Annotated in this window: 18 protein-coding genes; 13 read left to right on the forward strand and 5 right to left on the reverse strand. The window is 58.5% G+C overall.

Annotated elements, in window-relative coordinates; translation table 11 throughout:
* The first annotated feature begins 226 nt into the window (after positions 1 to 226).
* From M2400_RS22515 to M2400_RS22545, 7 genes are all read left to right on the forward strand, one after another.
* A complete protein-coding gene (locus tag M2400_RS22515) occupies positions 227 to 1,351 on the forward strand; it encodes a polysaccharide deacetylase family protein (RefSeq protein ID WP_177040806.1) in 1,125 nt (374 codons plus the stop codon).
* Positions 1,352 to 1,700: 349 nt separating this feature from the next.
* Positions 1,701 to 3,095 (forward strand): PhoH family protein, encoded by a 1,395-nt coding sequence (locus tag M2400_RS22520; RefSeq protein WP_017135209.1) that lies wholly within the window; start codon positions 1,701 to 1,703, stop codon positions 3,093 to 3,095.
* Positions 3,096 to 3,279: 184 nt separating this feature from the next.
* Positions 3,280 to 3,753, forward strand: coding sequence for a cyclic pyranopterin monophosphate synthase MoaC (moaC, locus tag M2400_RS22525; protein WP_177040804.1), 474 nt, complete (start codon positions 3,280 to 3,282; stop codon positions 3,751 to 3,753).
* Positions 3,750 to 3,992, forward strand: coding sequence for a MoaD/ThiS family protein (locus M2400_RS22530; protein WP_259198187.1), 243 nt, complete (start codon positions 3,750 to 3,752; stop codon positions 3,990 to 3,992). Before moaC ends, M2400_RS22530 begins: the two co-directional genes overlap by 4 nt.
* Positions 3,993 to 3,994: 2 nt before the next feature.
* Entirely contained in the window at positions 3,995 to 4,447 is a 453-nt protein-coding gene (gene moaE / locus M2400_RS22535) for a molybdopterin synthase catalytic subunit MoaE (protein ID WP_259198188.1), read from the forward strand.
* Between the two features lie 230 nt (positions 4,448 to 4,677).
* Positions 4,678 to 6,666 carry a hypothetical protein gene (locus M2400_RS22540; RefSeq protein WP_259198190.1) on the forward strand — a complete coding sequence of 663 codons (1,989 nt, stop codon included), beginning with the start codon at positions 4,678 to 4,680 and terminating at the stop codon, positions 6,664 to 6,666.
* Between the two features lie 90 nt (positions 6,667 to 6,756).
* Positions 6,757 to 11,622, forward strand: coding sequence for an RHS repeat-associated core domain-containing protein (locus M2400_RS22545; protein WP_259198191.1), 4,866 nt, complete (start codon positions 6,757 to 6,759; stop codon positions 11,620 to 11,622).
* A gap of 54 nt (positions 11,623 to 11,676) precedes the next feature.
* Here M2400_RS22545 and rhlB read toward each other — a convergent pair whose 3' ends face one another.
* Positions 11,677 to 13,152, reverse strand: coding sequence for an ATP-dependent RNA helicase RhlB (gene rhlB / locus M2400_RS22550; RefSeq protein WP_177130190.1), 1,476 nt, complete (start codon positions 13,150 to 13,152; stop codon positions 11,677 to 11,679).
* Positions 13,153 to 13,248: 96 nt separating this feature from the next.
* Positions 13,249 to 13,905, reverse strand: a complete 657-nt coding sequence (locus M2400_RS22555; RefSeq protein ID WP_259198193.1) for an alpha/beta hydrolase — start codon at positions 13,903 to 13,905, stop codon at positions 13,249 to 13,251.
* 347 nt (positions 13,906 to 14,252) lie between these two features.
* Between M2400_RS22555 and M2400_RS22560 the strand changes: the two genes are divergently transcribed.
* The 4 genes from M2400_RS22560 to M2400_RS22575 all read left to right on the forward strand — a co-directional run bounded on the left by M2400_RS22560 (position 14,253) and on the right by M2400_RS22575 (position 18,421).
* Positions 14,253 to 15,284 carry an amino acid ABC transporter substrate-binding protein gene (locus M2400_RS22560; RefSeq protein ID WP_003216321.1) on the forward strand — a complete coding sequence of 344 codons (1,032 nt, stop codon included), beginning with the start codon at positions 14,253 to 14,255 and terminating at the stop codon, positions 15,282 to 15,284.
* Positions 15,285 to 15,356: 72 nt separating this feature from the next.
* A complete protein-coding gene (locus tag M2400_RS22565; protein ID WP_177040792.1) occupies positions 15,357 to 16,538 on the forward strand; it encodes an amino acid ABC transporter permease in 1,182 nt (393 codons plus the stop codon).
* Positions 16,539 to 16,548: 10 nt separating this feature from the next.
* Positions 16,549 to 17,646 carry an amino acid ABC transporter permease gene (locus tag M2400_RS22570; RefSeq protein WP_177040790.1) on the forward strand — a complete coding sequence of 366 codons (1,098 nt, stop codon included), beginning with the start codon at positions 16,549 to 16,551 and terminating at the stop codon, positions 17,644 to 17,646.
* A 10-nt stretch (positions 17,647 to 17,656) separates the two neighbouring features.
* On the forward strand, positions 17,657 to 18,421 hold the full coding sequence (locus M2400_RS22575) for an amino acid ABC transporter ATP-binding protein (protein WP_003171943.1): 765 nt from the start codon (positions 17,657 to 17,659) through the stop codon (positions 18,419 to 18,421).
* A gap of 53 nt (positions 18,422 to 18,474) precedes the next feature.
* On the opposite strand, the gene M2400_RS22580 is transcribed toward M2400_RS22575, so the two are convergent.
* On the reverse strand, positions 18,475 to 18,960 hold the full coding sequence (locus M2400_RS22580) for a type II toxin-antitoxin system MqsA family antitoxin (RefSeq protein WP_177079954.1): 486 nt from the start codon (positions 18,958 to 18,960) through the stop codon (positions 18,475 to 18,477).
* Positions 18,957 to 19,268: a type II toxin-antitoxin system MqsR family toxin gene (locus M2400_RS22585; RefSeq protein WP_259198196.1), complete on the reverse strand. Its 312-nt coding sequence runs from the start codon at positions 19,266 to 19,268 to the stop codon at positions 18,957 to 18,959. Before M2400_RS22585 ends, M2400_RS22580 begins: the two co-directional genes overlap by 4 nt.
* Positions 19,269 to 19,427: 159 nt before the next feature.
* On the opposite strand from M2400_RS22585, the gene M2400_RS22590 reads away from it, so the two are divergent.
* Both M2400_RS22590 and M2400_RS22595 read left to right on the forward strand, forming a co-directional pair.
* Positions 19,428 to 20,087 carry a FadR/GntR family transcriptional regulator gene (locus M2400_RS22590; protein WP_177079953.1) on the forward strand — a complete coding sequence of 220 codons (660 nt, stop codon included), beginning with the start codon at positions 19,428 to 19,430 and terminating at the stop codon, positions 20,085 to 20,087.
* Complete coding sequence (locus M2400_RS22595; protein WP_177079952.1) at positions 20,077 to 21,357, forward strand: CynX/NimT family MFS transporter; 1,281 nt, start codon at positions 20,077 to 20,079, stop codon at positions 21,355 to 21,357. Before M2400_RS22590 ends, M2400_RS22595 begins: the two co-directional genes overlap by 11 nt.
* Here M2400_RS22595 and M2400_RS22600 read toward each other — a convergent pair.
* A complete protein-coding gene (locus tag M2400_RS22600; protein WP_259198199.1) occupies positions 21,354 to 22,004 on the reverse strand; it encodes a DUF1120 domain-containing protein in 651 nt (216 codons plus the stop codon). The two genes, M2400_RS22595 and M2400_RS22600, sit on opposite strands and share 4 nt — an antisense overlap.
* Positions 22,005 to 22,016 lie beyond the last annotated feature (12 nt).

Here is a 22,016-nt window from a genome sequence, read left to right on the forward strand (position 1 = left end):
GCGGCGGCCCGCGGAGTAATGCCGGAGTGCGGGCACACCGAGCCTAGGCGAGGTGCCGAGTGGTGGGGCAAGAGCGTTTTGCTTACTTTTGCGCTCTTCAAAAGTGAGCCGCTAAGAGCGGAACCCATATCAGCCGTGACCTAAACAACGGATATACACACCAACCCAATAGCCCCCCCACGCGATCGGCTATAGTGCCCGACGACTCTGGAAAGGGAGACCCTCCGTGCGAATTGCGCTTTTACTGTCAGCCTGGCTCATCTGCCTGGGCGCCCAAGCCGCCCCGGTGGATGTCGCCACCCTGGACCGCGGCGTTTGGCCCGAACGCCTCAGCAGCCCCGCCCTGTTCGACGTCGCCTCACGCGCTGAAATCCTGATGTTCGCCCACACCCTGCTGGCCAGCGAAGCCCTCGACGAACCCGCCCTCAAACAACGCCTGGGCCTGAAGATCATCAACCAGGCCTCGATCAACGACCTGCGCCGCCAACTGTGGCAACGACTATTGGAAAACTACACCTTCGCCCAGCAAAGCTGCGAACAGGACGCCTCTTTCTGCTACCTGGTGGAAAACATGGACGACCTGCGCGAACAAGCCGCCAAGTTCGAGGTAAGCGACAGCTCCTTCTATATAGGCTGGGCCGGCCCCAGCCGCGCATTCCACGAACGCTACCTGGATGAACAGTTACGCAAGGCCGCCCTGTTCCCGCAGATCAGCAGCGAAATCGCGCGCTTCGGCGACCACGAACGCAACGGCGACGAACTCAACGACCGGATGTTCCTGCTGACCTTCGACAGCGGCCCGTCCCCCGTCAGCGGCAACACCGACTGGCTGGCCGACTATCTGCGCAAACAGAAACTGCACGGCCTTTTCTTCGTGCTCGGCAACAGCCTGCAAACCCGCGTCGAGAAAAGCTCGGTCACCGATGTGCAGGCGCTGTACCAGGGTCAGTGCGTCGGCATCCAGGGCTGGCAGTACCGCTCTCATAGCCACTGGGTCGACTGGCAGTCGTCCATCACCCGCAGCGCCTCCCTGGCCCAGAACCTGATGCCCGAAAACTACGCGCCGCTGTTCCGCCCGCCCTATGGCCAGCGCCGTTCCGACAGCCAGGGTTTTTTCCAGTCCCAGGGGCTGCAAGTGGCATTGTGGGACATCGATTCAGAAGACGAAGCCGGCAAGCTCAAGGCCGATGAATCGGCCAACCGCGTGCTCACGCTGATGCTGCTGTGGCGGCGCGGGATAATCCTGTTCCACGACACCCAGGACAAGGCGCGCATCGCATTACCCTGGCTTTTACACGCTACGGCAGAAAGTGGACTCGGCTGGCAGGATTGCCGCGAAGCGTTTCGCTGAAAAAGCACGAAGAGCCCGGCCCTGTTGGGGCTGAGGTTTTTCGGGGGGGAATTTGGGAGATATTTCGATACAGGCGGACTTCCGACTTTAACGGTGCAATGCCGGCTCGCCTAGTGCTATTCGTCATCCTGAAAAATAAACTTCAAAAAAGCGTCAAAGTGCTTTTTCCTGTCATGTGTTTTGCGGTATTACGAAGACAGACAGCCGAAACCTGCAACACAGGTGGCGTCTTCCAAGACACCTCTTGTGTGCACCGCACTTGACGCCCCTCAAGTGCGTTCGACGGTCGAATCGAGGCGCAGCACTGTCGCGGTATTGCGTCGACTGGCTCCCACAAAGGTGACCGAGTATGGATGATCATGGACGTAACCCTTCTTCCGACCAGCCAATCCTTTATGTGCTTGATACCAACGTACTGATTCACGATCCAAACGCACTGCTTAACTTCGAAGAACACCACGTCGCCATCCCGATGATCGTGCTTGAGGAGCTCGACAAACTCAAAAGCGGGCACCACAGCGTTGCCGCCGAATGCCGCCAGGCCATCCGCCTGATCGACAAGACCCTCGGCGAAGCCTCCCCCGATGACGTCGAGGTGGGCGTACCGATCCAGCGTGGCAAAAGCGGGCCCAAGGGCTTGCTGTCGATTCTGATGAGCAAGCGCAGCGAGCCCAACAGCCTGCTGCCGGAGAATCTGAACGACAACAAAATCATCAACCAATTGATCGACCTGCACGCGCGTGACAAGGACTTGCGCCTGGTGCTGGTGACCAAAGACATCAATATGCGCCTCAAGGCACGAGCGTGTGGGATCGCTGCCGAGGACTACAGTACTGACCAGTTGGTCGACGACGTGTCGATGCTGTCGCGCGGTTATCACACCGTGACCGGCTCCTTCTGGGACCTCGTCAGCAAGGTCGAAACCCGTCAGGACCATGGCCGCACCTGGCACCAGGTACAACTGATCGACAACCTGCCGGCCGTGCACATCAATGAATTCATCATCGACGAACAGGGCTTTGTGGGCTGGATCAAAGAGATCCAGGTCGACAAGCTGCTGATCCTCGACCTGCATCAGGAACCCCTGTTGCACCAGGAAGCCTGGGGCCTGAAACCGCGTGATATCTACCAGAGCCTGGCGCTGTACGCCTTGCTTGATCCGGACATCCACCTGGTCAACCTGACCGGCGCCGCAGGCTCGGGGAAAACCATCCTCGCCCTGGCTGCCGCCATCGAACAGACCATGGTGACCAAGCGCTATCGCCGCATCATCGCCACCCGCAGCGTGCAGGGCCTGGACCAGGAGATTGGCTTCCTGCCTGGCACCGAAGCGGAAAAAATGGAGCCGTGGCTGGGGGCAATCACCGACAACCTCGAAGCCTTGCACATGGATGACGAAAACACCCATGGCAGCGTCGACTACATCCTCAGCAAAGTGCCGTTGCAGTTCAAATCCCTCAACTACATACGGGGTCGCAGCTTCCAGCAAAGCCTGATTTTGATCGATGAATGCCAGAACCTCACGCCGCACCAGATGAAAACCATCATCACTCGTGCCGGCGCCGGTTCCAAAGTGGTGTGCCTGGGCAATCTGGCACAGATCGACACCCCTTACCTGTCCGCGACCAGCTCCGGGCTGACGTACCTGACGGAACGCTTCAAGGACTTCCCGAACGGCGTGCACATCGCCCTGCAGGGTGTCCCTCGTTCGATTCTGGCCGAATACGCCGAATCTCACCTGTAACCGATTCCGGGCGATGACTTCATCGCCCGGCTCACCTGAAACCCCTGTGGGAGTCGGGCTTGCCCGCGATTGCATCGCTGCGGTGCTCCTGAAAGACCGAGGTGCCTGCATCGCGGGCAAGCCCGGCTCCCACATTTGATCTGCGTTGGGTTTACAATCGGGGCTCCTGATCAGGAGTATCCCTGTGCTGACTCATCTCGATTCCCAAGGTCGCGCCCACATGGTCGACGTCACTGAAAAAGCCGTGACGTTCCGTGAAGCCGTGGCCGAAGCGCGGGTGCGCATGTTGCCCGAAACCCTGAAAATGATTGTCGACGGCGCCCACCCCAAGGGCGACGTGTTTGCCGTGGCCCGCATCGCCGGGATCCAGGCGGCGAAAAAAACCAGTGATCTGATCCCGCTGTGCCACCCGTTGATGCTCACCGGGGTCAAGGTTGAGCTCAGCGCCGACGGCCTGGACGCGGTGCACATCGTCGCCCGCTGCAAACTCTCCGGCCAGACCGGCGTCGAGATGGAAGCCCTGACGGCGGCCAGCGTGGCGGCCCTGACGATCTACGACATGTGCAAGGCCGTGGATCGCGGCATGACCATCGAAAACATTCGCCTGCTGGAAAAGCTCGGCGGCAAAAGTGGGCATTTCAAGGCGGATGAACAATGAGCATCAACGTACTGTTTTTTGCGCGCTACAGCGAAGCGGTGGGCTTTGACTCGTTGGAGGTGGAAGGCGACTTCGCCTCCGTCGACGCCGTGCGTCTGGCGCTGGCGGCTGACCCAGGTTTTGAAGTGCTCAATGAAGCCAGCCTGATGTGCGCCCGCAACCAGGAAATATGCGCGCTCGACGAGCCTGTGCAAGCTGGCGACGAGGTCGCGTTCTTCCCGCCTGTGACCGGGGGCTGACCATGGCGATTCGAGTGCAGGCCGGGGCATTTGATCCGGGCGCCGAAGTCAACGCGATGCACGCCGACAACGTAGGCGTGGGCGCCGTGGTGAGCTTTGTCGGCTATGTTCGCGACTTCAACGACGGCCGCGAGGTGGCGGGGATGTTCCTGGAGCACTACCCCGGCATGACAGAAAAAGCCCTGGCCAAGATCACTGAGGAAGCCGAACAGCGCTGGCCATTGCTCAAGCTGGAAGTGCTGCACCGTATCGGCGCGTTGGAGCCGGGCGAGCCGATTGTGTTTGTTGCGGCAGCCAGTGCCCATCGCCAGGCGGCGTTCGATGCCTGTGCGTTTGTGATGGACTATCTGAAAACCCGGGCGCCGTTCTGGAAAAAGGAAAACACCCAGGAAGGCGCGCGCTGGGTGGAAGGGAGGGCCAGTGATTATGTGGCGGCGGATCGTTGGACGTCTTGAGGCGAGCCGCAACATTGCTTTCATAATGTCCAATACAATATCGCGTGCTGGTTTATTTCAATTAGGTCTTAACAACTGTCAACTCTGACAGTTGTTCGAGTTGGCTGGTCTGCGCTTCAATTACCGTCGGGCATCGGGTTTTCTTCTTTGACTGGTCATTGAGCAGGTTAAGAGTGTGTGCCTGGAAAATATGCATCCTAATTAATAGGTATTTTCAGGAGTAACTAAAAATGCACTCAAGAATTGGCGATTCCCGGATTTCTCATTTTAAAATAACCCTCTCAGGTGGGCGGCATTTCAGTAATAAGCTGTACGCCAATGGCCGGCATCAATGTGAGGTGCTTATTGAAGTGGCTAAGGAGGTGTTGGGTGAGGACAGCATATGGTGCAGTGCCGCGCTTACGCCGGGTGAGCGGGAAAGTGTAACTATTGTGAATGCAGTTGAGGGGGCGGAACCTACGCTTTCGGCGGGTTGGCACTGCGATGACGAGCCTGGTGGTTACGCAATGGGGCTTTGGGAACATACTGGGCTAGACCCTTTTGAGGCAGAACAAGAGGGTGTCTTTCCTCCCTCTGGTTGCGAGGTCGTTCGTCGTTACTTACGGGTTGATTCCGAGGCTTCTATCGGGCCTGCGACGTTCCTGGCGCGTATCATTGTGGGTTCGGAATATTTAACTACGGACTTTCCAGCGGGCACGTCAATTACGAAGTCTTTAATTACAGTGACGCCCCATAAGCCTTTCAAACTGCATGCCAACGACTTTACTCGCTATGTTGACTACGGAGCCTATGCAGGGGATACAGAAGAAGGTGGGCCGGTGTCAGTCGCGGTTTTTTATTGGGTGCCGCCCGATGGAGTTGAGTTTTTTAAAAATGTGAGCTTGGCAAATCCGGTACCTATCGCCTTTGAAGGTGATCATTTCAAAACCTCCTATGTGAACAAGTCCTTCGGCATATCAAGGGGGAGTCGCGTGGGTATTGTATTGAATAAAGACAATGCTGGCGCACGCTTGTATATGACCGATATCACCAAAGCTAATATGGGCTTGCCGGAACCCAATCCTGAAATTCAATTTAACAAATATCCAACAATTGTGCGGGTGGTCCGTATTTCTTCTGTACTGTTGATTGGGTCGGCAGACACCAGAAGTCGATGGACGTTGCTGGATAATTATGGAAATGAACATGGGTTTCTTCTGGACGTTGCTGTGTCGGGGGAGGTGACGTTGAACGCTGTTGAAACCGTTCGCATTACTCACATGAGAATAGTTCTTCCCAGTGGTCAGAGTTCTACGAGTGAGCTTTATGCCAATGATCGTCATCAATGCAAGGTTCAGATCGAGGTTCTGGCGGAGCGTGAAAACAGCGATGGGTACTGGGAGCCGATTACACTGAGTAAGGAGGAACGTGACAGCGTTACGGTAACCCGTTATTCCGCGAATCCGCGCGAGCCACTTCCGCCGGGCTGGAGTTGTGATCGCGATAAAAATATATATGACACGGGACTGTGGAGTCGCGGTGCGGTTATACATTCGCCAGAGCAAAATGATGGTCCCGCTGAAATGACTGCGGGTGTTCTGAATGAAGTGATTGATCGATATATGCGATTTAATTCAACTACGGCGATTGAATCTCATAGGTTTATGGCCACCATTCAACTGGGCGGGAAAATTTTTAGTACTAACCCTTCTTCAGTGGGGCAGGATTCTTCCATTAACATTCTGCCAATTCGGCCCTATGTTTTGAAAGTTGCCGACCTCGTTGAGTATCACGATATCAGTGCCCAAAGCGATAACTACACAGATGTGGATGTTTATTATTATTCTACGCCATCGGGCTTGAAGATTGTGTCTAGCCGTGGTCTCGATAATCCATTGCTGGTGCAGAACGAAGGCGATTATTTTCGAACTTCTTTTTGTCAGGCAATTAATGATAGTGGGTTTAGATGGTGCAAGGCGGGTGTCGTAATATCGAAAGATGTTCCTGGGTTACAGTTGCGCACCCAAGATGTGCATCGCGGGAGTAATCCGCTGAATCCCTATGTTGAGTTCAATAAAATCTCGACCATTTTTCGTGCGGTAAAACTGTGGAGCAAATCGTCAATTACTACGGGTAATACGAGTAGTAAGTGGCGGGTATGGGATAATTACGGCTGCGAACATGTTTTCTTCATGGCGCCAGCAGACAGCGGTCGCCGTATTGAACTAAGAAATGGTTAATAGGCGCAGTGTTCAGTTTTAATGCTGTTTGAGCGGTTCGCCTTGGTCGTTGAGGACGAGCCTTTAGTTTGGGTTGAAAGGAGTATTCCCGTGAATATTTATTCTAATGCCTTTAACTTCGGCTCCTACCTCAATGGCTCGGTCGATCCCCGCACCGGCCAGTATGGTAGCCAAATCCGCCTGGCGACCGTATACCCACAGGGGGCGCTGGAAGTCAGTCGAAATATTGTCCTGTCATTCTCTATGTTCAGTACGGTCAACAGTGGCTATGGCATTGGCTGGCGCCTGAGCAATACCGAGTTTGATGTGGTCAGCTTCAAACTCACGCTGCTAAGCGGCGAACAGTTTCAGACTCAAGGCCTGCCATCGGTGGGCGGTACGGTTGTGATCAAGGATCGCAAGTTAAAGGACGTCGTTGTCAAGCGGCCGGATGCCAACACGCTGCACGTAATCTATATAGACGGGACCATCGAGATTTTGCAGCGCACCGGCAGTACAGTGCCCTACCGGATCGTTGCCATGTTGTTCGAAAATGGTGAGCGGTTGACCTTTCGCTACGGCACGGCGGGCTTTCTGGAGCGTATCCTCAATCACGCTCAACAAGACTTGCTGGTCCTGACCTACTCGGGCGCCAACTTATCCACAGCCGATACGCGGGTCGACGGTGGTCGTTACGCCCGCGTCTGGTTTTTGCATACCAATAATCTTCTGACGCAGGTGTCAGCGCCCTATGACCGTAGCGCGGTGCGCGGCACTGCCGCCTATGTGTTCGAGTACCGTGCGGCGTTCCGTAACGGCTTGGTGCCCATCATGCGCGTGCGAACACCGACGGGCGGGGACGAGCTGATTACCTATGTCGAGGACGGGCACCAGTACGGCAACAACCAATATATTCCACGTGTCGTCAGTTGGGTACAGACTCCGGCGGCCAATCAACCAGCCATGACCCGCACTTATACCTACAGCCCGGGCAAGAACTTTACCGGTTATCCCTTTTCGGGGGGATTTCGCGAGGGCGAAGACAACCTGTACCTGGTCGGCAGCGATTATGACTATTGGACAGAGGAAACCAGCCGGAGCACCAGCAATGCGGTGCTGCATGTCACGCGCACCACCTACAACAAGTTTCACTTGATGACTGAGGAGCAGGTCGTTCGCGAAGGCACGCGGGCCACGACGAGCATCACCTATAACACGGTGCCTGGTCTGTTTCCGGCCCAGCCTGCCAACCTACAGTTGCCGAAAACGATCACCAAACGCTATCAATTGGTGGCCGGTGGCACCGCTCGGGAAGAGGTCCAGCGCATCGAAACTGACGATTACGGCAATGAAATGAGCCGCACCGAGCCTTCTGGGGTGCGCACCGAGTACACCTATTACCCGATTGCCGGAGAGAGCGGCAAGTGCCCGGCTGATCCCCATAATCTGTTCCAGCGCTACGTTAAGCAAGAGCGACTTGTTCCAGTCGGGAGTACGCCAGCGGCGCGACTCACGCAATACACGCATACCCGCGTACCGCAGACAGGCAGCAGCTACTTTGTGCTGCAGCAGTCGAGTACCCAGGCGGGTGTGCTCGCCCTGCAGCAGACGTATTTTGAAAGTCCTGTTGAACTGGCCGGCCGGCTGAGGAGCACCACCAGCACCGTCGACGGGCAGGCGTTGACCAGCAATTTCAGCTACACCATCACTGGCGACAACCTCGTCGAAACGCGACGCCTGCAAGGGCGCGAGGGCCAATGGCTTGAAGCCAAGCGCACGCTTTCACTGACCAATCGGCGCCTGTTGGCGATGACACGCGACAGTGGCAGCACCCTGGCAATGACGTTTGATGTGAGTGGTCGGCTGACCGAAGAGACGACGTCTCCCGGCACGGTGCAGCAAGCCTCGCGCACGTATGCCTATCATTTTGCTACGCCGACCAAACGTGCCCACCTGATCACCACGGACGCCCAAGGCAACAAGGCGATTAGCTACTTCGACGGCTTGGGACGCCAGGTGTCCGAAGCCCAACTGATGGGTGCGAATGACCAGGAGCGTGCCACGGGCACACAGCGTTATGACGCGCTTGGGCAACTGGTGGAGGAGGTCAGTTTTGATTACCTGACCGACGGGCAACGCTCGTTGAAAAACACCTTTGCCTACAGTAAATGGGGCAACGCCAGCCGTATCACAGGCCCCGATGGCAGCGTGATGATCAATGAGTACGAGCCGCTGCTCAATCTTACGGAGGAAGGCATTGTTGGCGGTGAGCGACGGCTGACCTATTTCAATGCGTATAACCAGCCGATCAAGGTGGAGCGCGTGGATGCCAACAACGCTAAGGTCGAAGTCGAGTCGCGCACCTACGATGGCTTGGGCCGCTGCCTGACGATCGTGGATGTGAATAAAACAGTCACTGAATTGACATACGACCCGTTTGACCGAGTGCTGACGTCCCTGCAAAAGCCCGTGGACGGCACCCCGCAACGGCTGCGCAAAACCGACTATGCCCCCGGCACCAGCAGTGAGTTGGCGGTTGCGGTCTCGGTCGATGGCACGCGGTTGGGCGCGCGTACCTACGACAGCCTGGGCCGCATGACCCGGCAGGAGCGCGCCACGGGGCAGGCGACGACCTGGGAGTACGAAGCCGGATGGATGGAGCCGGTGGCCATGGTATCGCCGCGTGGGGGGCGCCAGACCCTGACGTACGACAGAGAGTTGGATGTGCCGACCCGGATTGAAATGACAGGGCTTGGGGCGAGTGTTTACCGGCATGATCCGGTTGCTGGCGCATTGACGCGTTCAGAGACCAATGGCCTCATCCATGAGTTTTTCAAGGATGCCAACGGTTTTCCCGAGAAGGATGTTCAAACGGCCAGCGGTGTCGCCTTGACCATGCAGTACGGTTATTCCCCTGGAGGGCGACTGCTGCATCAAACTTCAGCCGATGGCCAACGCAGTACGCTTGAATATGATGCCTTGGGGCGGTTTTCCAGGGTGGCCACGGGCGCCATGGTCATTGAACAGGCCTACGATACGTTGGGTCGGCCGCAGACCCTGACGAGTATCTATGAAAGTACACGAGTCGTTACCAACGTGTCCTACGACGCTCTGGGGCGGGAAACCGAGCGTCGTTTTGAGCAGAACGGCGCGCTTTTTCAGGTGATGACCAGCACTTATTACGTCAACAGTATGTTGGCGACACGGGTCATTCGTGACGCGAGTTCACGCTTGGTGATCGGCGAGACCTATACCTATGACGCCTACCTGCGGCTCAAAACCTACCGCTGCACGGGGGAGGAACACCCGCTGGACCATCTGGGACGCGGTATCCTCGGGCAGGATTTCAGCTTCGACACCTTCAATAACATTACGCGGGTAGTCACCTCCTTTGCCGACGGCACCCAGGACACCTGCCAACGTTACTTCACCGCCGCCGACCCCACCCGCCTGACCCGCCTGACCAACACGCGCCCGGTGCGGGATGTCACCCTGACGTATGACGCGGCGGGCAATTTACAGGCGAACCCAGCGGGCCAGGTCTATACGTACAATGGGTTTGAGCAATTGATCACTGCACAGATCGGTCCCCTCAGGTACAGCTACCAGTACGATGCCGAAGCCCGCCAGGTACTCGCGTCCCGGGGCAATGAGCCACCGGTAATGCTCGCGTATGCAGGCGATCGCCTCGATACCCTGGTTGAGGGCAACAAAAAAATCCGTTACTTCGGCGATGGGGGGGAAGTCGTCGCGCGCAGTGGTGGTGTGGATGGGCCGCAACTGCATATCAATGATGGGAGCGGGAGCGTGCGCGGCCTGACGGCCCCAGGGCAGCCCCGTATAGCGCGCCACTACACACCTTTTGGTGATGCGAAGATTCCCCCCGATGACGGCAAGAGTCGCAGCCTGGCGGACCTGCAAGTGCCTGCGTTCAACGGCCAGCGGCTGGATGCGGCGGTCAACCTGTACTTCCTCGGCAACGGCCAGCGGGCTTACGATCCTGACCTGATGGTGTTCTTGCAGCCTGATCCGTTGAGTCCGTTCGATGAGGGGGGGATTAATAGCTATGCCTACTGTGCCGGCAACCCTATCAATCTAACCGACCCCAGTGGGTTGTGGCCCTCTTGGTTGAAATGGGCGTTGACTGGGACTGCGCTGGCGCTGTCGATAGTAACGCTTGGGTTCGGGGCTGTCGGTCTCGCGGCTGCGGTAGCCGCGTACACGACAAAGTCAGTGGCCATGGGGTTAGCTGCGGCGCTTACGGCTGCGGGAGCGGTGGCGGCGCCAGCCGCTATAGGCGGTGCAACGGCCACGGCAGTGGCACTGGCAACGTCTGCGGCTTCGGCTGCGGCTTTTACGGCTGGCCTGACCATCGCATCAAAGACAGCGATCACCGCCGGAGCGGCGCTTGGGACTGTCAGTGGGACGTTGGGTTCTTCAGCATTGGGTATCGCTGCAGTCGATAAGGCAAAGGGCTGGGACCGTTCGGGTGCCATCGATGCGTTGGGGTGGACGGCGTTCGGATTCTCTATAGCTTCATTGGCCGTGAGTGTGTTTGGGGCGTATACCTCGGCTCATTTGGCCTACAACGCCGCTGCCAAAAATTTCTCCGGTGTCGGCAAACTGGTTAATACACCCATCGGCAGTGCGCTATATGCAGCGCGCCAGCGCCTGATCGGTTTGAGTTACAAATTCACCGATGCCTCGGGCGTCACGCCATTGAGCCAGAGTTTTGGGGGCACACGAGCAGTGCTGAGATTTACCAACCTTGGCAGATCAATCGAAAGTAGGAGCAATTCGTCAGCCGCGCCCCCATCTGGCGGGGGGAGGCGAGACAGTTCCGCTCAGCCCCAGTCGCAAGCCACGATTAGCCGTATTGTCGATACGCCAACCAGTACTTCCGGCTATTACCAGGCGTTCAGAGACGAGGCATTCCGTATTCGACAGTCTCTCCCCAGAGAGCTGTATCAAGGGTAATGTCAACCATCGTCAGTGGTAGCGAGCAAGCCCGCGGCCACTGACGATGCGTTGTTAAGACCGCTTGCGTTCCACTGCCCGCAACAGATGCGTCGGCGGCGTTTCGCAGCTGATCTTGCGGCCCAGCAAGGTTTCGATCGACGGCAACTGATACGAATCGTCTTCCCCGGCAAAGCTGATGGACACGCCCGCCGCGCCCGCACGGCCGGTGCGGCCAATACGGTGCACATAGTCGTCCGGCACTTCCGGCAGGGTGAAGTTGATCACGTGGCTGATGCCGTCGATGTGGATCCCGCGCCCGGCCACGTCGGTGGCCACCAGCACGCGAATCTTGCCTTCGCGGAAACCTTCCAGGGTCTTGATGCGCTTGTGCTGCGGCACGTCGCCCGACAGTTGCGCGGCGTTGACGCCGTCACGCACCAGGCGCTCTTCGATGCGCCGCACTTCGTCCTTGCGGTTGGCAAACACCATCACCCGCTCCCACCCGTTGTCGTTGACCAGGTTGTAGAGCAGCTTGTATTTGTCGGCACCGGCCACTGCATAAATGTGCTGTTCGACGTTCTCGCTGGCAACGTTCAGGGCCTCGATCTCGACGATGGACGGGTCAGTGGTCCACTGCTTGGCGAGGTTCATCACGTCTTCGGTGAAGGTCGCGGAGAACAGCAGGGTCTGGCGCTCGTTTTTCGGCGGGGTCTGGCGAATGATCTGACGCACCTGCGGGATGAAACCCATGTCGAGCATGCGGTCGGCTTCGTCCAGCACCATCACTTCGACCATGTCCAAGTGCACGTCGCCGCGCTGGTTGAAGTCCAGCAAGCGGCCCGGCGTGGCTACCAGGATGTCGCAGTGACGCGCTTCCAGGTGCTTGAGCTGCTTGTCGAAGTCCATGCCACCGACAAACGTCATCACGTTGAGGCCGGTGTATTTGGTCAGGTCGGCGGCGTCCTTGGCGATCTGTACCACCAGCTCCCGGGTGGGGGCGATGATCAGTGCGCGCGGCTCACCCATGTAGCGTTCTTTGGGCGGCGGGGTCTGCAGCAACTGGGTGATGATCGAGATCAGGAAGGCTGCGGTCTTGCCGGTACCGGTCTGGGCGCGACCGATGGCGTCTTTGCCGGCGAGGGTGAAGCCCAGCACTTGCGCCTGGATCGGCGTGCAGTACGGGAAGCCCAGGTCCTGGATGGCGTGCATCAGTTCCGGGGCGAGCTTGAAATCATGAAAGCGGGTTTTGCCTTCCTGGGGTTCGACAACGAAGTCTTCCAGTTTCCAGGGGATAACCACAGGTTTTGGCGCGCGTTCGCGGCGCGGTTTTTCCGGGCGTGGTTTCTCGGCGGGTGGTTCTTCAGCGACGTTAACCGTGGCGGGTGTGGTCACCGGCTCTTTTTTTGGCGAGGCTACAGGTGCGGTCCGGCCAGGCTGCTGGCCGTCATTGCGGCTGCCTTGAACGTGGGCGGGGGCACTGGAACCTGGCGCGAGCTGCTCAGCCTCGCTTTTACCGAACATCTTCTTGAGTGCTTTGAGCACGGTCATCTCATCAATTGGTTAAGGAATGTACGCCGGCCAGTGTAATGCAAGAATCGGGCGCGGCGTAGTGCGTTGGTCATACGGCTACATAATGTGTGGTTTTCAGCCCAGGCGGGCGGCCAACCAGGTGCCAATATCGTGTATCTCCTGGGGTAACACTTCGTGGCCCATTGGGTATTCCTGCCATGCAACGGTGACACCGCGGGTCTTCAAATGCTCATAGGCGCTGCGGCCCATGGCGTTCTGTACCACGTCGTCGTATTGGCCATGCAGGCACAGCACCGGAATCCGTTGCTGGCTGGCCGACAATTCAAGCTCGTCGCCAAAGGTCGGCGCATAGGTGGAGAGGGCAATTACGCCACCCAGGGCGCCCTGCCATTTCAGGAAGGCGGTGTGGAACACCACGGCGCCGCCCTGGGAAAAGCCGGCGAGGAAAATCCGCGAAGCGTCTATTCCGCTGCTTTTTTGTTCCTTGATCAGGTCAGTGACCATTTTTGCCGAGTCTTCCAGCTCTTCAAGGCTGATGGAGCGCGCCGGGCTCATGGCCTTGATGTCGTACCAGCTGGGCATCTCGTAGCCGCTATTAATGGTTACCGGGCGTGTCGGCGCCTGGGGCAGCACAAAGCGTGTCGACAGGAGTTTTTCCTGTAGGGCTTCGGCCACCGGCAGGAAGTCGTAGCGATCGGCACCCAGGCCATGCAACCAGATTACGCAGGCGTCTGCGGGCTTGGCGGGCTGAAGAATCAAGGGGTCGGTCATGTCTGCTCCATATATGTGCGTGCGCTCCGATTGAGTGCGTCGGAACGGTGCGCGACAGGTTGATCTGTTAAGAGAATGTCGCAAGGTTGAATCTTTTGCTCTTGACCGTGGGCTGAAACGACTCAGCCGCCAGTCTGGTACGGGGCTTGCTATGTGAAACCCGATGTCAAGGCTCACCCCAGGCGGTAACACTATCAGTGACTGACGCCTGTGGGATAGCAACTGGACTTAAAGCAAAAACCTCATGCTGTTTGACCCCAAAAAAAGCCAACACGGGTCGATGTCGCCTCATAAGGGTGCGGTGGGGTTCGAGCTCCGACACAACAAGAGCAAAACTGGAGGTTTGAATGAAGGTATTGAAATCCACCCTGGCCATCGTGACCGCGGCTACCGTACTGGGTGTCAGTGGTTTCGCCCAGGCTGGCGCCACTCTGGATGCCGTGCAGAAGAAAGGCTTTGTGCAGTGTGGCGTGAGCGACGGTCTGCCGGGCTTCTCGGTGCCGGATGCCAGCGGCAAGATCCTCGGGATCGACGCTGACGTGTGCCGTGCTGTTGCTGCTGCCGTATTCGGCGACGCAACCAAGGTCAAATTCAGCCAGTTGAATGCCAAGGAGCGTTTCACCGCGCTTCAGTCTGGCGAAGTCGACATCCTGTCGCGCAACACCACCATGACCAGCTCCCGCGATGCCGGCATGGGCCTGAAATTCCCGGGCTTCATCACCTACTACGACGGTGTTGGCTTCCTGGTGAACAACAAGCTGGGCGTTAAAAGTGCCAAGGAACTGGACGGTGCAACCATCTGCATCCAGGCCGGTACCACCACTGAGCTGAACGTTTCCGACTACTTCCGCGCCAACAACCTGAAGTACACCCCGATCACGTTCGACACCTCCGATGAAAGCGCCAAGTCGCTGGAATCCGGGCGTTGCGACGTGCTGACCTCCGACAAGTCGCAGCTCTACGCACAGCGCAGCAAGCTGGCCTCGCCGAAGGACTACGTGGTGTTGCCGGAAACCATTTCCAAAGAACCACTGGGCCCTGTCGTGCGTAACGGCGATGACGAGTGGCTGGCCATCGTGCGCTGGGTTGGCTACGCCATGCTCAACGCTGAAGAAGCCGGTATCACCTCCAAAAACGTCGAAGCTGAAGCCAAGTCCACCAAGAACCCGGACGTTGCCCGTCTGCTGGGTGCTGACGGCGAATACGGCAAAGACCTGAAAGTGAAGAAAGACTGGGTCGTACAGATCGTCAAGCAAGTCGGTAACTACGGCGAAGTGTTCGAGAAAAACCTCGGCAAAAGCACTCCCCTGGAAATCGATCGTGGCCTGAACGCACTGTGGACCAACGGTGGCATTCAATACGCACCACCTGTGCGCTGATAGCTGATGGTTCTGTCACCCGGTGGGCCAACCGCCGGGTGATGTTCTGTTCCATTATTCCTGGGGCACTTAATGCAAAATCAAATCGGCGCACCAAAACAGAAGCTCAGCTTCAGTGATCCAAAAGTGCGTGCGTGGCTATTCCAGATCATCACGATTGTGGCGGTGGTCTCGTTGGGCTGGTACCTGTTCAACAACACGCAAACCAACCTTCAACACCGGGGCATCACCTCGGGTTTCGACTTTCTTGAGCGCAGTGCCGGCTTCGGCATCGCTCAGCACCTGATCGACTACACCGAATCGGACAGCTATGCCCGGGTCTTTGTGATCGGTCTGCTTAACACTTTGCTGGTGACCGTGATCGGCGTGGTCCTGGCGACCATCCTCGGGTTCATCATCGGTGTGGCGCGTTTGTCACCCAACTGGATGATCAACAAGCTGGCGACCGTGTATGTGGAAGTGTTCCGCAACATTCCGCCGCTGCTGCAAATCCTGTTCTGGTACTTCGCGGTCTTCCTGACGATGCCGGGGCCGCGCAACAGCCATAACTTCGGTGACACATTCTTTGTCAGCAGTCGTGGCCTGAATATGCCTGCCGCGTTGGCGGCGGACGGATTCTGGCCGTTCGTGATCAGCGTAGTGGTGGCAATCGTTGCCATTGTGCTGATGGCCCGCTGGGCCAACAAACGCTTTGAAGCCACTGGCGTTCCCTTCCACAAGTTCTGGGCCGGCCTGGCACTGTTGGTGGTGATCCCTGCGCTGTGCGCTCTGGTGTTCGGCGCGCCGCTGCACTGGGAAATGCCCAAGCTGCAAGGCTTCAACTTTGTGGGCGGCTGGGTGCTGATTCCCGAGCTGCTGGCGCTGACCCTGGCCCTGACCGTGTACACCGCAGCGTTTATCGCCGAGATCGTGCGTTCAGGCATCAAGTCCGTCAGCCACGGCCAGACCGAAGCCGCGCGTTCCCTCGGGCTGCGCAACGGTCCGACCCTGCGCAAAGTGATCATTCCGCAGGCCCTGCGCGTGATCATCCCGCCGCTGACCAGCCAATACCTGAACCTGGCGAAAAACTCGTCACTGGCCGCCGGTATCGGTTACCCGGAAATGGTTTCGCTGTTTGCCGGCACGGTGCTCAACCAGACCGGCCAGGCCATCGAGGTTATTGCCATCACCATGAGCGTGTACCTGGCGATCAGCATCAGCATTTCCCTGCTGATGAACTGGTACAACAAGCGCATTGCGCTGATCGAGCGGTGAGGAAACCTGCATGAGTACGCATACTTTCAAACCTGATATGCCGCCACCGAGCAAAGTGTTCGGGCCGATGGCATGGATGCGCGCCAACCTGTTTTCCAGCTGGCTCAACACCCTGCTGACGCTGTTGGCGTTTTACCTGATCTACCTGGTCGTGCCGCCGATCCTGCACTGGGCGATCCTCGATGCGAACTGGGTCGGCACCACCCGTGCCGACTGCACCAAGGAAGGCGCGTGCTGGGTGTTTATCCAACAGCGCTTCGGGCAGTTCATGTACGGCTACTACCCAGGCGACCTGCGCTGGCGCGTGGACCTGACCGTGTGGCTGGCCATCGTGGGCGTGGCGCCGCTGTTCATCTCGCGCTTTACGCGCAAGGCGGTCTACGGCCTGAGCTTTTTGGTGGTGTACCCGATCGTTGCCTACTTCCTGCTCCACGGCGGGATCTTCGGCATGACCAACGTGGCGACCAGCCAATGGGGCGGCTTGATGCTGACCCTGGTGATCGCCACCGTCGGCATCGCCGGTGCCTTGCCGCTGGGCATTGTGCTGGCGCTGGGGCGGCGTTCGAACATGCCCGCCATTCGTGTGGTCTGCGTGACCTTCATCGAATTCTGGCGTGGTGTGCCGTTGATCACGGTGCTGTTCATGTCGTCGGTGATGTTGCCGCTGTTCCTGCCGGAAGGCATGGGCATCGACAAGCTGCTGCGGGCGTTGATCGGCGTGATCCTGTTCCAGTCGGCCTACGTGGCTGAAGTGGTGCGCGGTGGCTTGCAGGCGATTCCCAAGGGGCAGTACGAAGCTGCCGCCGCGATGGGCCTGGGCTACTGGCGCAGCATGGGGCTGGTGATTCTGCCCCAGGCGCTGAAGATGGTGATCCCGGGCATCGTCAACACGTTTATCGCGTTGTTCAAGGACACCAGCCTCGTGATCATCATCGGCCTGTTCGATCTGCTCAACAGCGTCAAGCAAGCCGCCGCCGACCCGAAATGGTTGGGCATGGCCACTGAAGGCTACGTGTTCGCCGCCCTGGTGTTCTGGATTTTCTGTTTTGGTATGTCCCGCTATTCCATTCATTTGGAACACAAGCTGGACACAGGCCACAAGCGTTAGGAGTTTTGTGATGAGTGAAGCGATCAAACAGCCTGTGAGCCCTGAAGGCATTATTCAGATGCAGGGCGTCAACAAGTGGTACGGCCAGTTCCACGTGTTGAAAGACATCAACCTGAACGTCAAGCAGGGCGAGCGTATCGTGCTGTGCGGCCCGTCGGGTTCCGGCAAGTCCACCACCATCCGCTGCCTCAACCGCCTGGAAGAGCACCAGCAGGGCCGCATCGTGGTCGATGGCGTGGAACTGACCAACGACCTCAAGCAGATCGAAGCGATCCGCCGCGAAGTCGGCATGGTGTTCCAGCACTTCAACCTGTTCCCGCACCTGACCATCCTGCAGAACTGCACGCTGGCTCCGATGTGGGTACGCAAGATGCCCAAGCGCAAGGCCGAGGAAATCGCCATGCATTACCTTGAGCGCGTGCGTATTCCGGAGCAGGCCCACAAGTTTCCGGGGCAACTGTCCGGCGGCCAGCAACAGCGCGTGGCGATTGCCCGTGCGCTGTGCATGAAACCGAAAATCATGCTGTTCGATGAGCCGACTTCGGCACTCGACCCGGAGATGGTGAAGGAAGTTCTCGACACCATGATCGGCCTGGCGGAAGACGGCATGACCATGCTCTGCGTGACCCACGAAATGGGCTTTGCCCGCACCGTGGCCAACCGCGTGATCTTCATGGACAAGGGCGAGATCGTGGAGCAGGCAGCGCCGAATGACTTCTTCGACAACCCGCAGAATGATCGGACCAAGTTGTTCTTGAGCCAGATTTTGCATTGATGCGGGAGTAACGCTTAAAAATAAACCCGGCCTTGTGCCGGGTTTTTTGCGGTTCAGGCCACCGTAAGACTTTCATGCTCCTTGTGCTCGGTATATTTAAACGCTCCTCGCAGATCGGCACCTTCGGCCAGGGCCTTTGCGTCAGCGAGCAAATGCGGGTAACGATCCAGGAGGCGCATCAGCAGCATCAATGCCTTGGGCGGAAGAATCTCGCCGCGCTCGTAACGCGAAAATGCGTTGTGCCCGCCACCGGACAGCAGTTGCACGGTTTCTTTTTGCGTAAGGTGTAGTTTGCGACGGATACGCTTCATCTCGGCGCCGATCATTTGCCGGGCGGCGATAACCAGTTCATCGCCGGCTTGCCCGTGGCGCTCCGAACTTTCGGGATCCCATTCGATTTCTCCGCACTTCTGGCACTCCCAACCAGAAAGATTATCGACACGGCGCTCCATGCCCTTGACGCTCATGGTTTCGCCGCGCCCTTCGAAATGTGTCATGCCCTCACGCGCGCCGCAGCTGAAACATTGCTGGGTTTTCATAAGTTTTTCTCCTTGAAGGAGATTACGGGTGGGCCGCCGGCAGGGCGGTACGTCACCTTTATATAAATCTCCAGATCTTGTGAGTTCGTGTGGTACACGTCCTGCCACACTCGATGGTCTTCATAGGTGGTCATCGATTTGTACAACAGCTTGGTTTGCAGTTCGAAAATGACTGCCTGCATCTCTTCAATAGTCAGGCCCATATCCTGGCCGGTCCTTCCTGCGGTATTGGTAAATGCTTTCTTCCCAAGCCGCCTGACATCCGCCTTTATCACCGCCAAATCGTAATGAGGTGTGTACTTTTCCATAAGACACCTGAAGCCGAAATTACCCTCTAAGGGTAATTTTATCAATCGGAAATCCCGCTCCTTTTGTTACCCAATCAACCCTAGTGCGTTGCCCTTGTAGGCAAGTCTGACTACCATGTAGGAAAATTCATCCTATGATTGGATGAAAGGACGAAACCCATGACAGACATCGCACCCCTGATAAAACGCTCCCTCGTCGACCAGGCTCTGGACCAGTTGCGCCAACGCATCACCCAAGGCGTATGGGCCATCGGCGAGCGCCTGCCCACCGAGCCCGAGTTGTCTGCCGAGCTGGGCATAAGCCGCAACACCGTGCGTGAAGCCATGCGGGTGTTGGCGTTTTCCGGGTTGATCGAGATCCGCCAGGGCGACGGCAGCTACCTGCGCTCCATGACCGACCCGTTGGGCGCGATGAAAGCCTTGTCCCACTGCACCCTGGCCCAGGCCCAGGAGACACGGCAGATTCTTGAAGTCGAGGCCAGCGGCCTGGCAGCGTTACGGCGCACCGATGCAGACCTGGTCGCCCTGCGCGAAGCATTGAAAACCAGCGCCGAGCATTACCACGGCGACCTGGAGCACTACATCAGCTGCGACCTGGTGTTCCACAAACGCCTGGTGGACGCGGCCCACAACCCGGCCTTGAGCGAGCTGTACCAGTACTTCTCCAGCATCGTCGGCGCGCAACTGCGCCAGACCCTGAACATCCAGCCCCGCCGGCAAGCGGTGTTCGACCTGCACGGCGCTTTGCTTGATGCCGTGGAGCAGCAGGACCCGGAGCGCGCCAAAGCCCTGTCCCGGCAGTTGATCAATGAACCTTGAACCCGAGAACCTCATGCCCCGTTCAGAAAATGCCCTTGAAGAACTGCTGATCGACGCTGAAGCCGATGACGACGAGGTGCAGCACAGCCCGCCGGCGGTGAGTCGCCCGTGGCTGTTGCTGCTGGGCCTGATTCTGGTGGCGTTGAACCTGCGTCCGGCGCTGTCGAGCATGTCGCCGCTGTTGGCGGAAGTTTCCAGCAGCCTCGGTTTGTCGGCGGCAAAGGCCGGCCTGCTGACCACCTTGCCCGTGCTTTGCCTGGGCCTGTTTGCGCCGTTGGCACCGATCCTGGCCCGACGTTTTGGCGCCGAGCGGGTGGTACTGGGGATCCTGTTGACCCTGGCGGGCGGCATTATCCTGCGCAGTTCTTTCGGTGAAGCCGGGCTGTTCGCCGGCAGCCTGTTGGCCGGTGCGAGTATCGGCATCATCGGTGTGCTGCTGCCGGGCATCGTCAAGCGCGACTTCGCCAAACAGGCGGGCACCATGACCGGCGTGTACACCATGGCCCTGTGCCTGGGCGCGGCGCTGGCGGCGGGTTCCACGGTGCCCCTGAGTCATTACTTCGGCGACAGCTGGAACATCGGCCTGGGCTTCTGGATTCTCCCGGCGTTGGTCGCCGCGCTGTTTTGGCTGCCGCAGGTCGGCCAGAAGCATGGCGCGCACCATGTGGCTTATCGGGTGAAGGGTTTATTGCGTGACCCGCTGGCCTGGCAGGTGACCTTGTACATGGGCCTGCAATCGTCCCTGGCCTACATCGTGTTTGGCTGGTTGCCGTCGATTCTCATTGGCCGTGGCCTCACCGCCACCCAGGCCGGCCTGGTGCTCTCCGGCTCGGTGATCGTGCAACTGGCCAGTTCCCTGGCCGCGCCGTGGCTGGCGACACGCGGCAAGGATCAGCGTCTGGCCATCGTGGTGGTGATGGTGCTGACGCTGGGCGGCCTGTTCGGTTGCCTGTATGCGCCGCTGGACGGTTTGTGGGGCTGGGCGATTCTGCTGGGCCTGGGCCAGGGCGGTACGTTCAGCCTGGCGCTGACCCTGATTGTGCTGCGCTCGCGGGATTCCCATGTGGCGGCCAACCTGTCGAGCATGGCCCAGGGTATCGGTTATACCCTGGCGTCCATGGGGCCGTTTGCAGTCGGCCTGGTGCACGACTGGACGGGTGGCTGGGGCGCCACCGGCTGGATTTTCGCGGTGATCGGCCTGGGCGCCATCGTGGCCGGCCTGGGCGCCGGGCGCGCGCGGTATGTGGCGGTGACCAGCGAGAAGGTCTAGAGGTAGAGCACTTCCAGGGTGCTGGAGCCGTCCATGTAGACCTCGCTGCTGAGGTCCAGGTTGCGCTTGGCGGCGATCACCGTCTGTACCTTGACGATGCTGATCAGATTTTGAATCGCCGCTGGCCCGCTCGTACTGCCGACGGTGTCGGTAAACCCCAGGTAGCTGCGGGCGCCGATGTCGATCGGGTTGCTGTTGGCGCTGCGCCAGGCCACGCCGCCAGTGGTGGATTCGGTGCCATACACTTGGGCCAGGCTGTCGGTCATGGTTTGCGCCGGATCGAAGCTCAGGTAGTACAGGCCGATCTTGTTGCCGCTTTTATCCAGCCCCAGTCCGTAGTAGATCTCGCTGTTGACGTTGGCCGAACCGTCGCGATTGTCGTGCATGCGCAGGGCGAAACGGATGGGGCCGTTGCAACTGATGTTCACGTTCAGGTTCTGGATCGGCAGGCGGGTGCCGGTGTCGCTGTTCAGGTCTTGCTGGGAAATCTTGCCGTAATCGATCACCCCGGCGCTCGACAGCCCCGGGGTGCAGGCGCTGGGGGTGATCAACCCGGTGACTGCAAACTCGGTGCGGGAGGCCGCGAACGTCGCAGTGCTGAAGGCCAGCAGTGAAAGAGTGGCGAGGGAAAGCAGGCATGTGTTCATCACAGTGTCCTT

The organism is Pseudomonas sp. BIGb0558, from assembly GCF_024807515.1.
Taxonomy (GTDB): Bacteria; Pseudomonadota; Gammaproteobacteria; order Pseudomonadales; family Pseudomonadaceae; genus Aquipseudomonas; species Aquipseudomonas yamanorum_A.

Bases quoted from the DNA above. Each gene is read 5' to 3' on its own strand.
- M2400_RS22520 (WP_017135209.1), top strand. From the start codon at position 1,701: ATGGATGATCATGGACGTAACCCTTCTTCCGACCAGCCAATCCTTTAT.
- M2400_RS22530 (WP_259198187.1), top strand. From the start codon at position 3,750: ATGAGCATCAACGTACTGTTTTTTGCGCGCTACAGCGAAGCGGTGGGC.
- moaE (WP_259198188.1), top strand. From the start codon at position 3,995: ATGGCGATTCGAGTGCAGGCCGGGGCATTTGATCCGGGCGCCGAAGTC.
- M2400_RS22540 (WP_259198190.1), top strand. From the start codon at position 4,678: ATGCACTCAAGAATTGGCGATTCCCGGATTTCTCATTTTAAAATAACC.
- rhlB (WP_177130190.1), bottom strand. From the start codon at position 13,152: ATGACCGTGCTCAAAGCACTCAAGAAGATGTTCGGTAAAAGCGAGGCT.
- M2400_RS22555 (WP_259198193.1), bottom strand. From the start codon at position 13,905: ATGACCGACCCCTTGATTCTTCAGCCCGCCAAGCCCGCAGACGCCTGC.
- M2400_RS22560 (WP_003216321.1), top strand. From the start codon at position 14,253: ATGAAGGTATTGAAATCCACCCTGGCCATCGTGACCGCGGCTACCGTA.
- M2400_RS22565 (WP_177040792.1), top strand. From the start codon at position 15,357: ATGCAAAATCAAATCGGCGCACCAAAACAGAAGCTCAGCTTCAGTGAT.
- M2400_RS22570 (WP_177040790.1), top strand. From the start codon at position 16,549: ATGAGTACGCATACTTTCAAACCTGATATGCCGCCACCGAGCAAAGTG.
- M2400_RS22575 (WP_003171943.1), top strand. From the start codon at position 17,657: ATGAGTGAAGCGATCAAACAGCCTGTGAGCCCTGAAGGCATTATTCAG.
- M2400_RS22580 (WP_177079954.1), bottom strand. From the start codon at position 18,960: ATGAAAACCCAGCAATGTTTCAGCTGCGGCGCGCGTGAGGGCATGACA.
- M2400_RS22585 (WP_259198196.1), bottom strand. From the start codon at position 19,268: ATGGAAAAGTACACACCTCATTACGATTTGGCGGTGATAAAGGCGGAT.
- M2400_RS22590 (WP_177079953.1), top strand. From the start codon at position 19,428: ATGACAGACATCGCACCCCTGATAAAACGCTCCCTCGTCGACCAGGCT.
- M2400_RS22595 (WP_177079952.1), top strand. From the start codon at position 20,077: ATGAACCTTGAACCCGAGAACCTCATGCCCCGTTCAGAAAATGCCCTT.
- M2400_RS22600 (WP_259198199.1), bottom strand. From the start codon at position 22,004: ATGAACACATGCCTGCTTTCCCTCGCCACTCTTTCACTGCTGGCCTTC.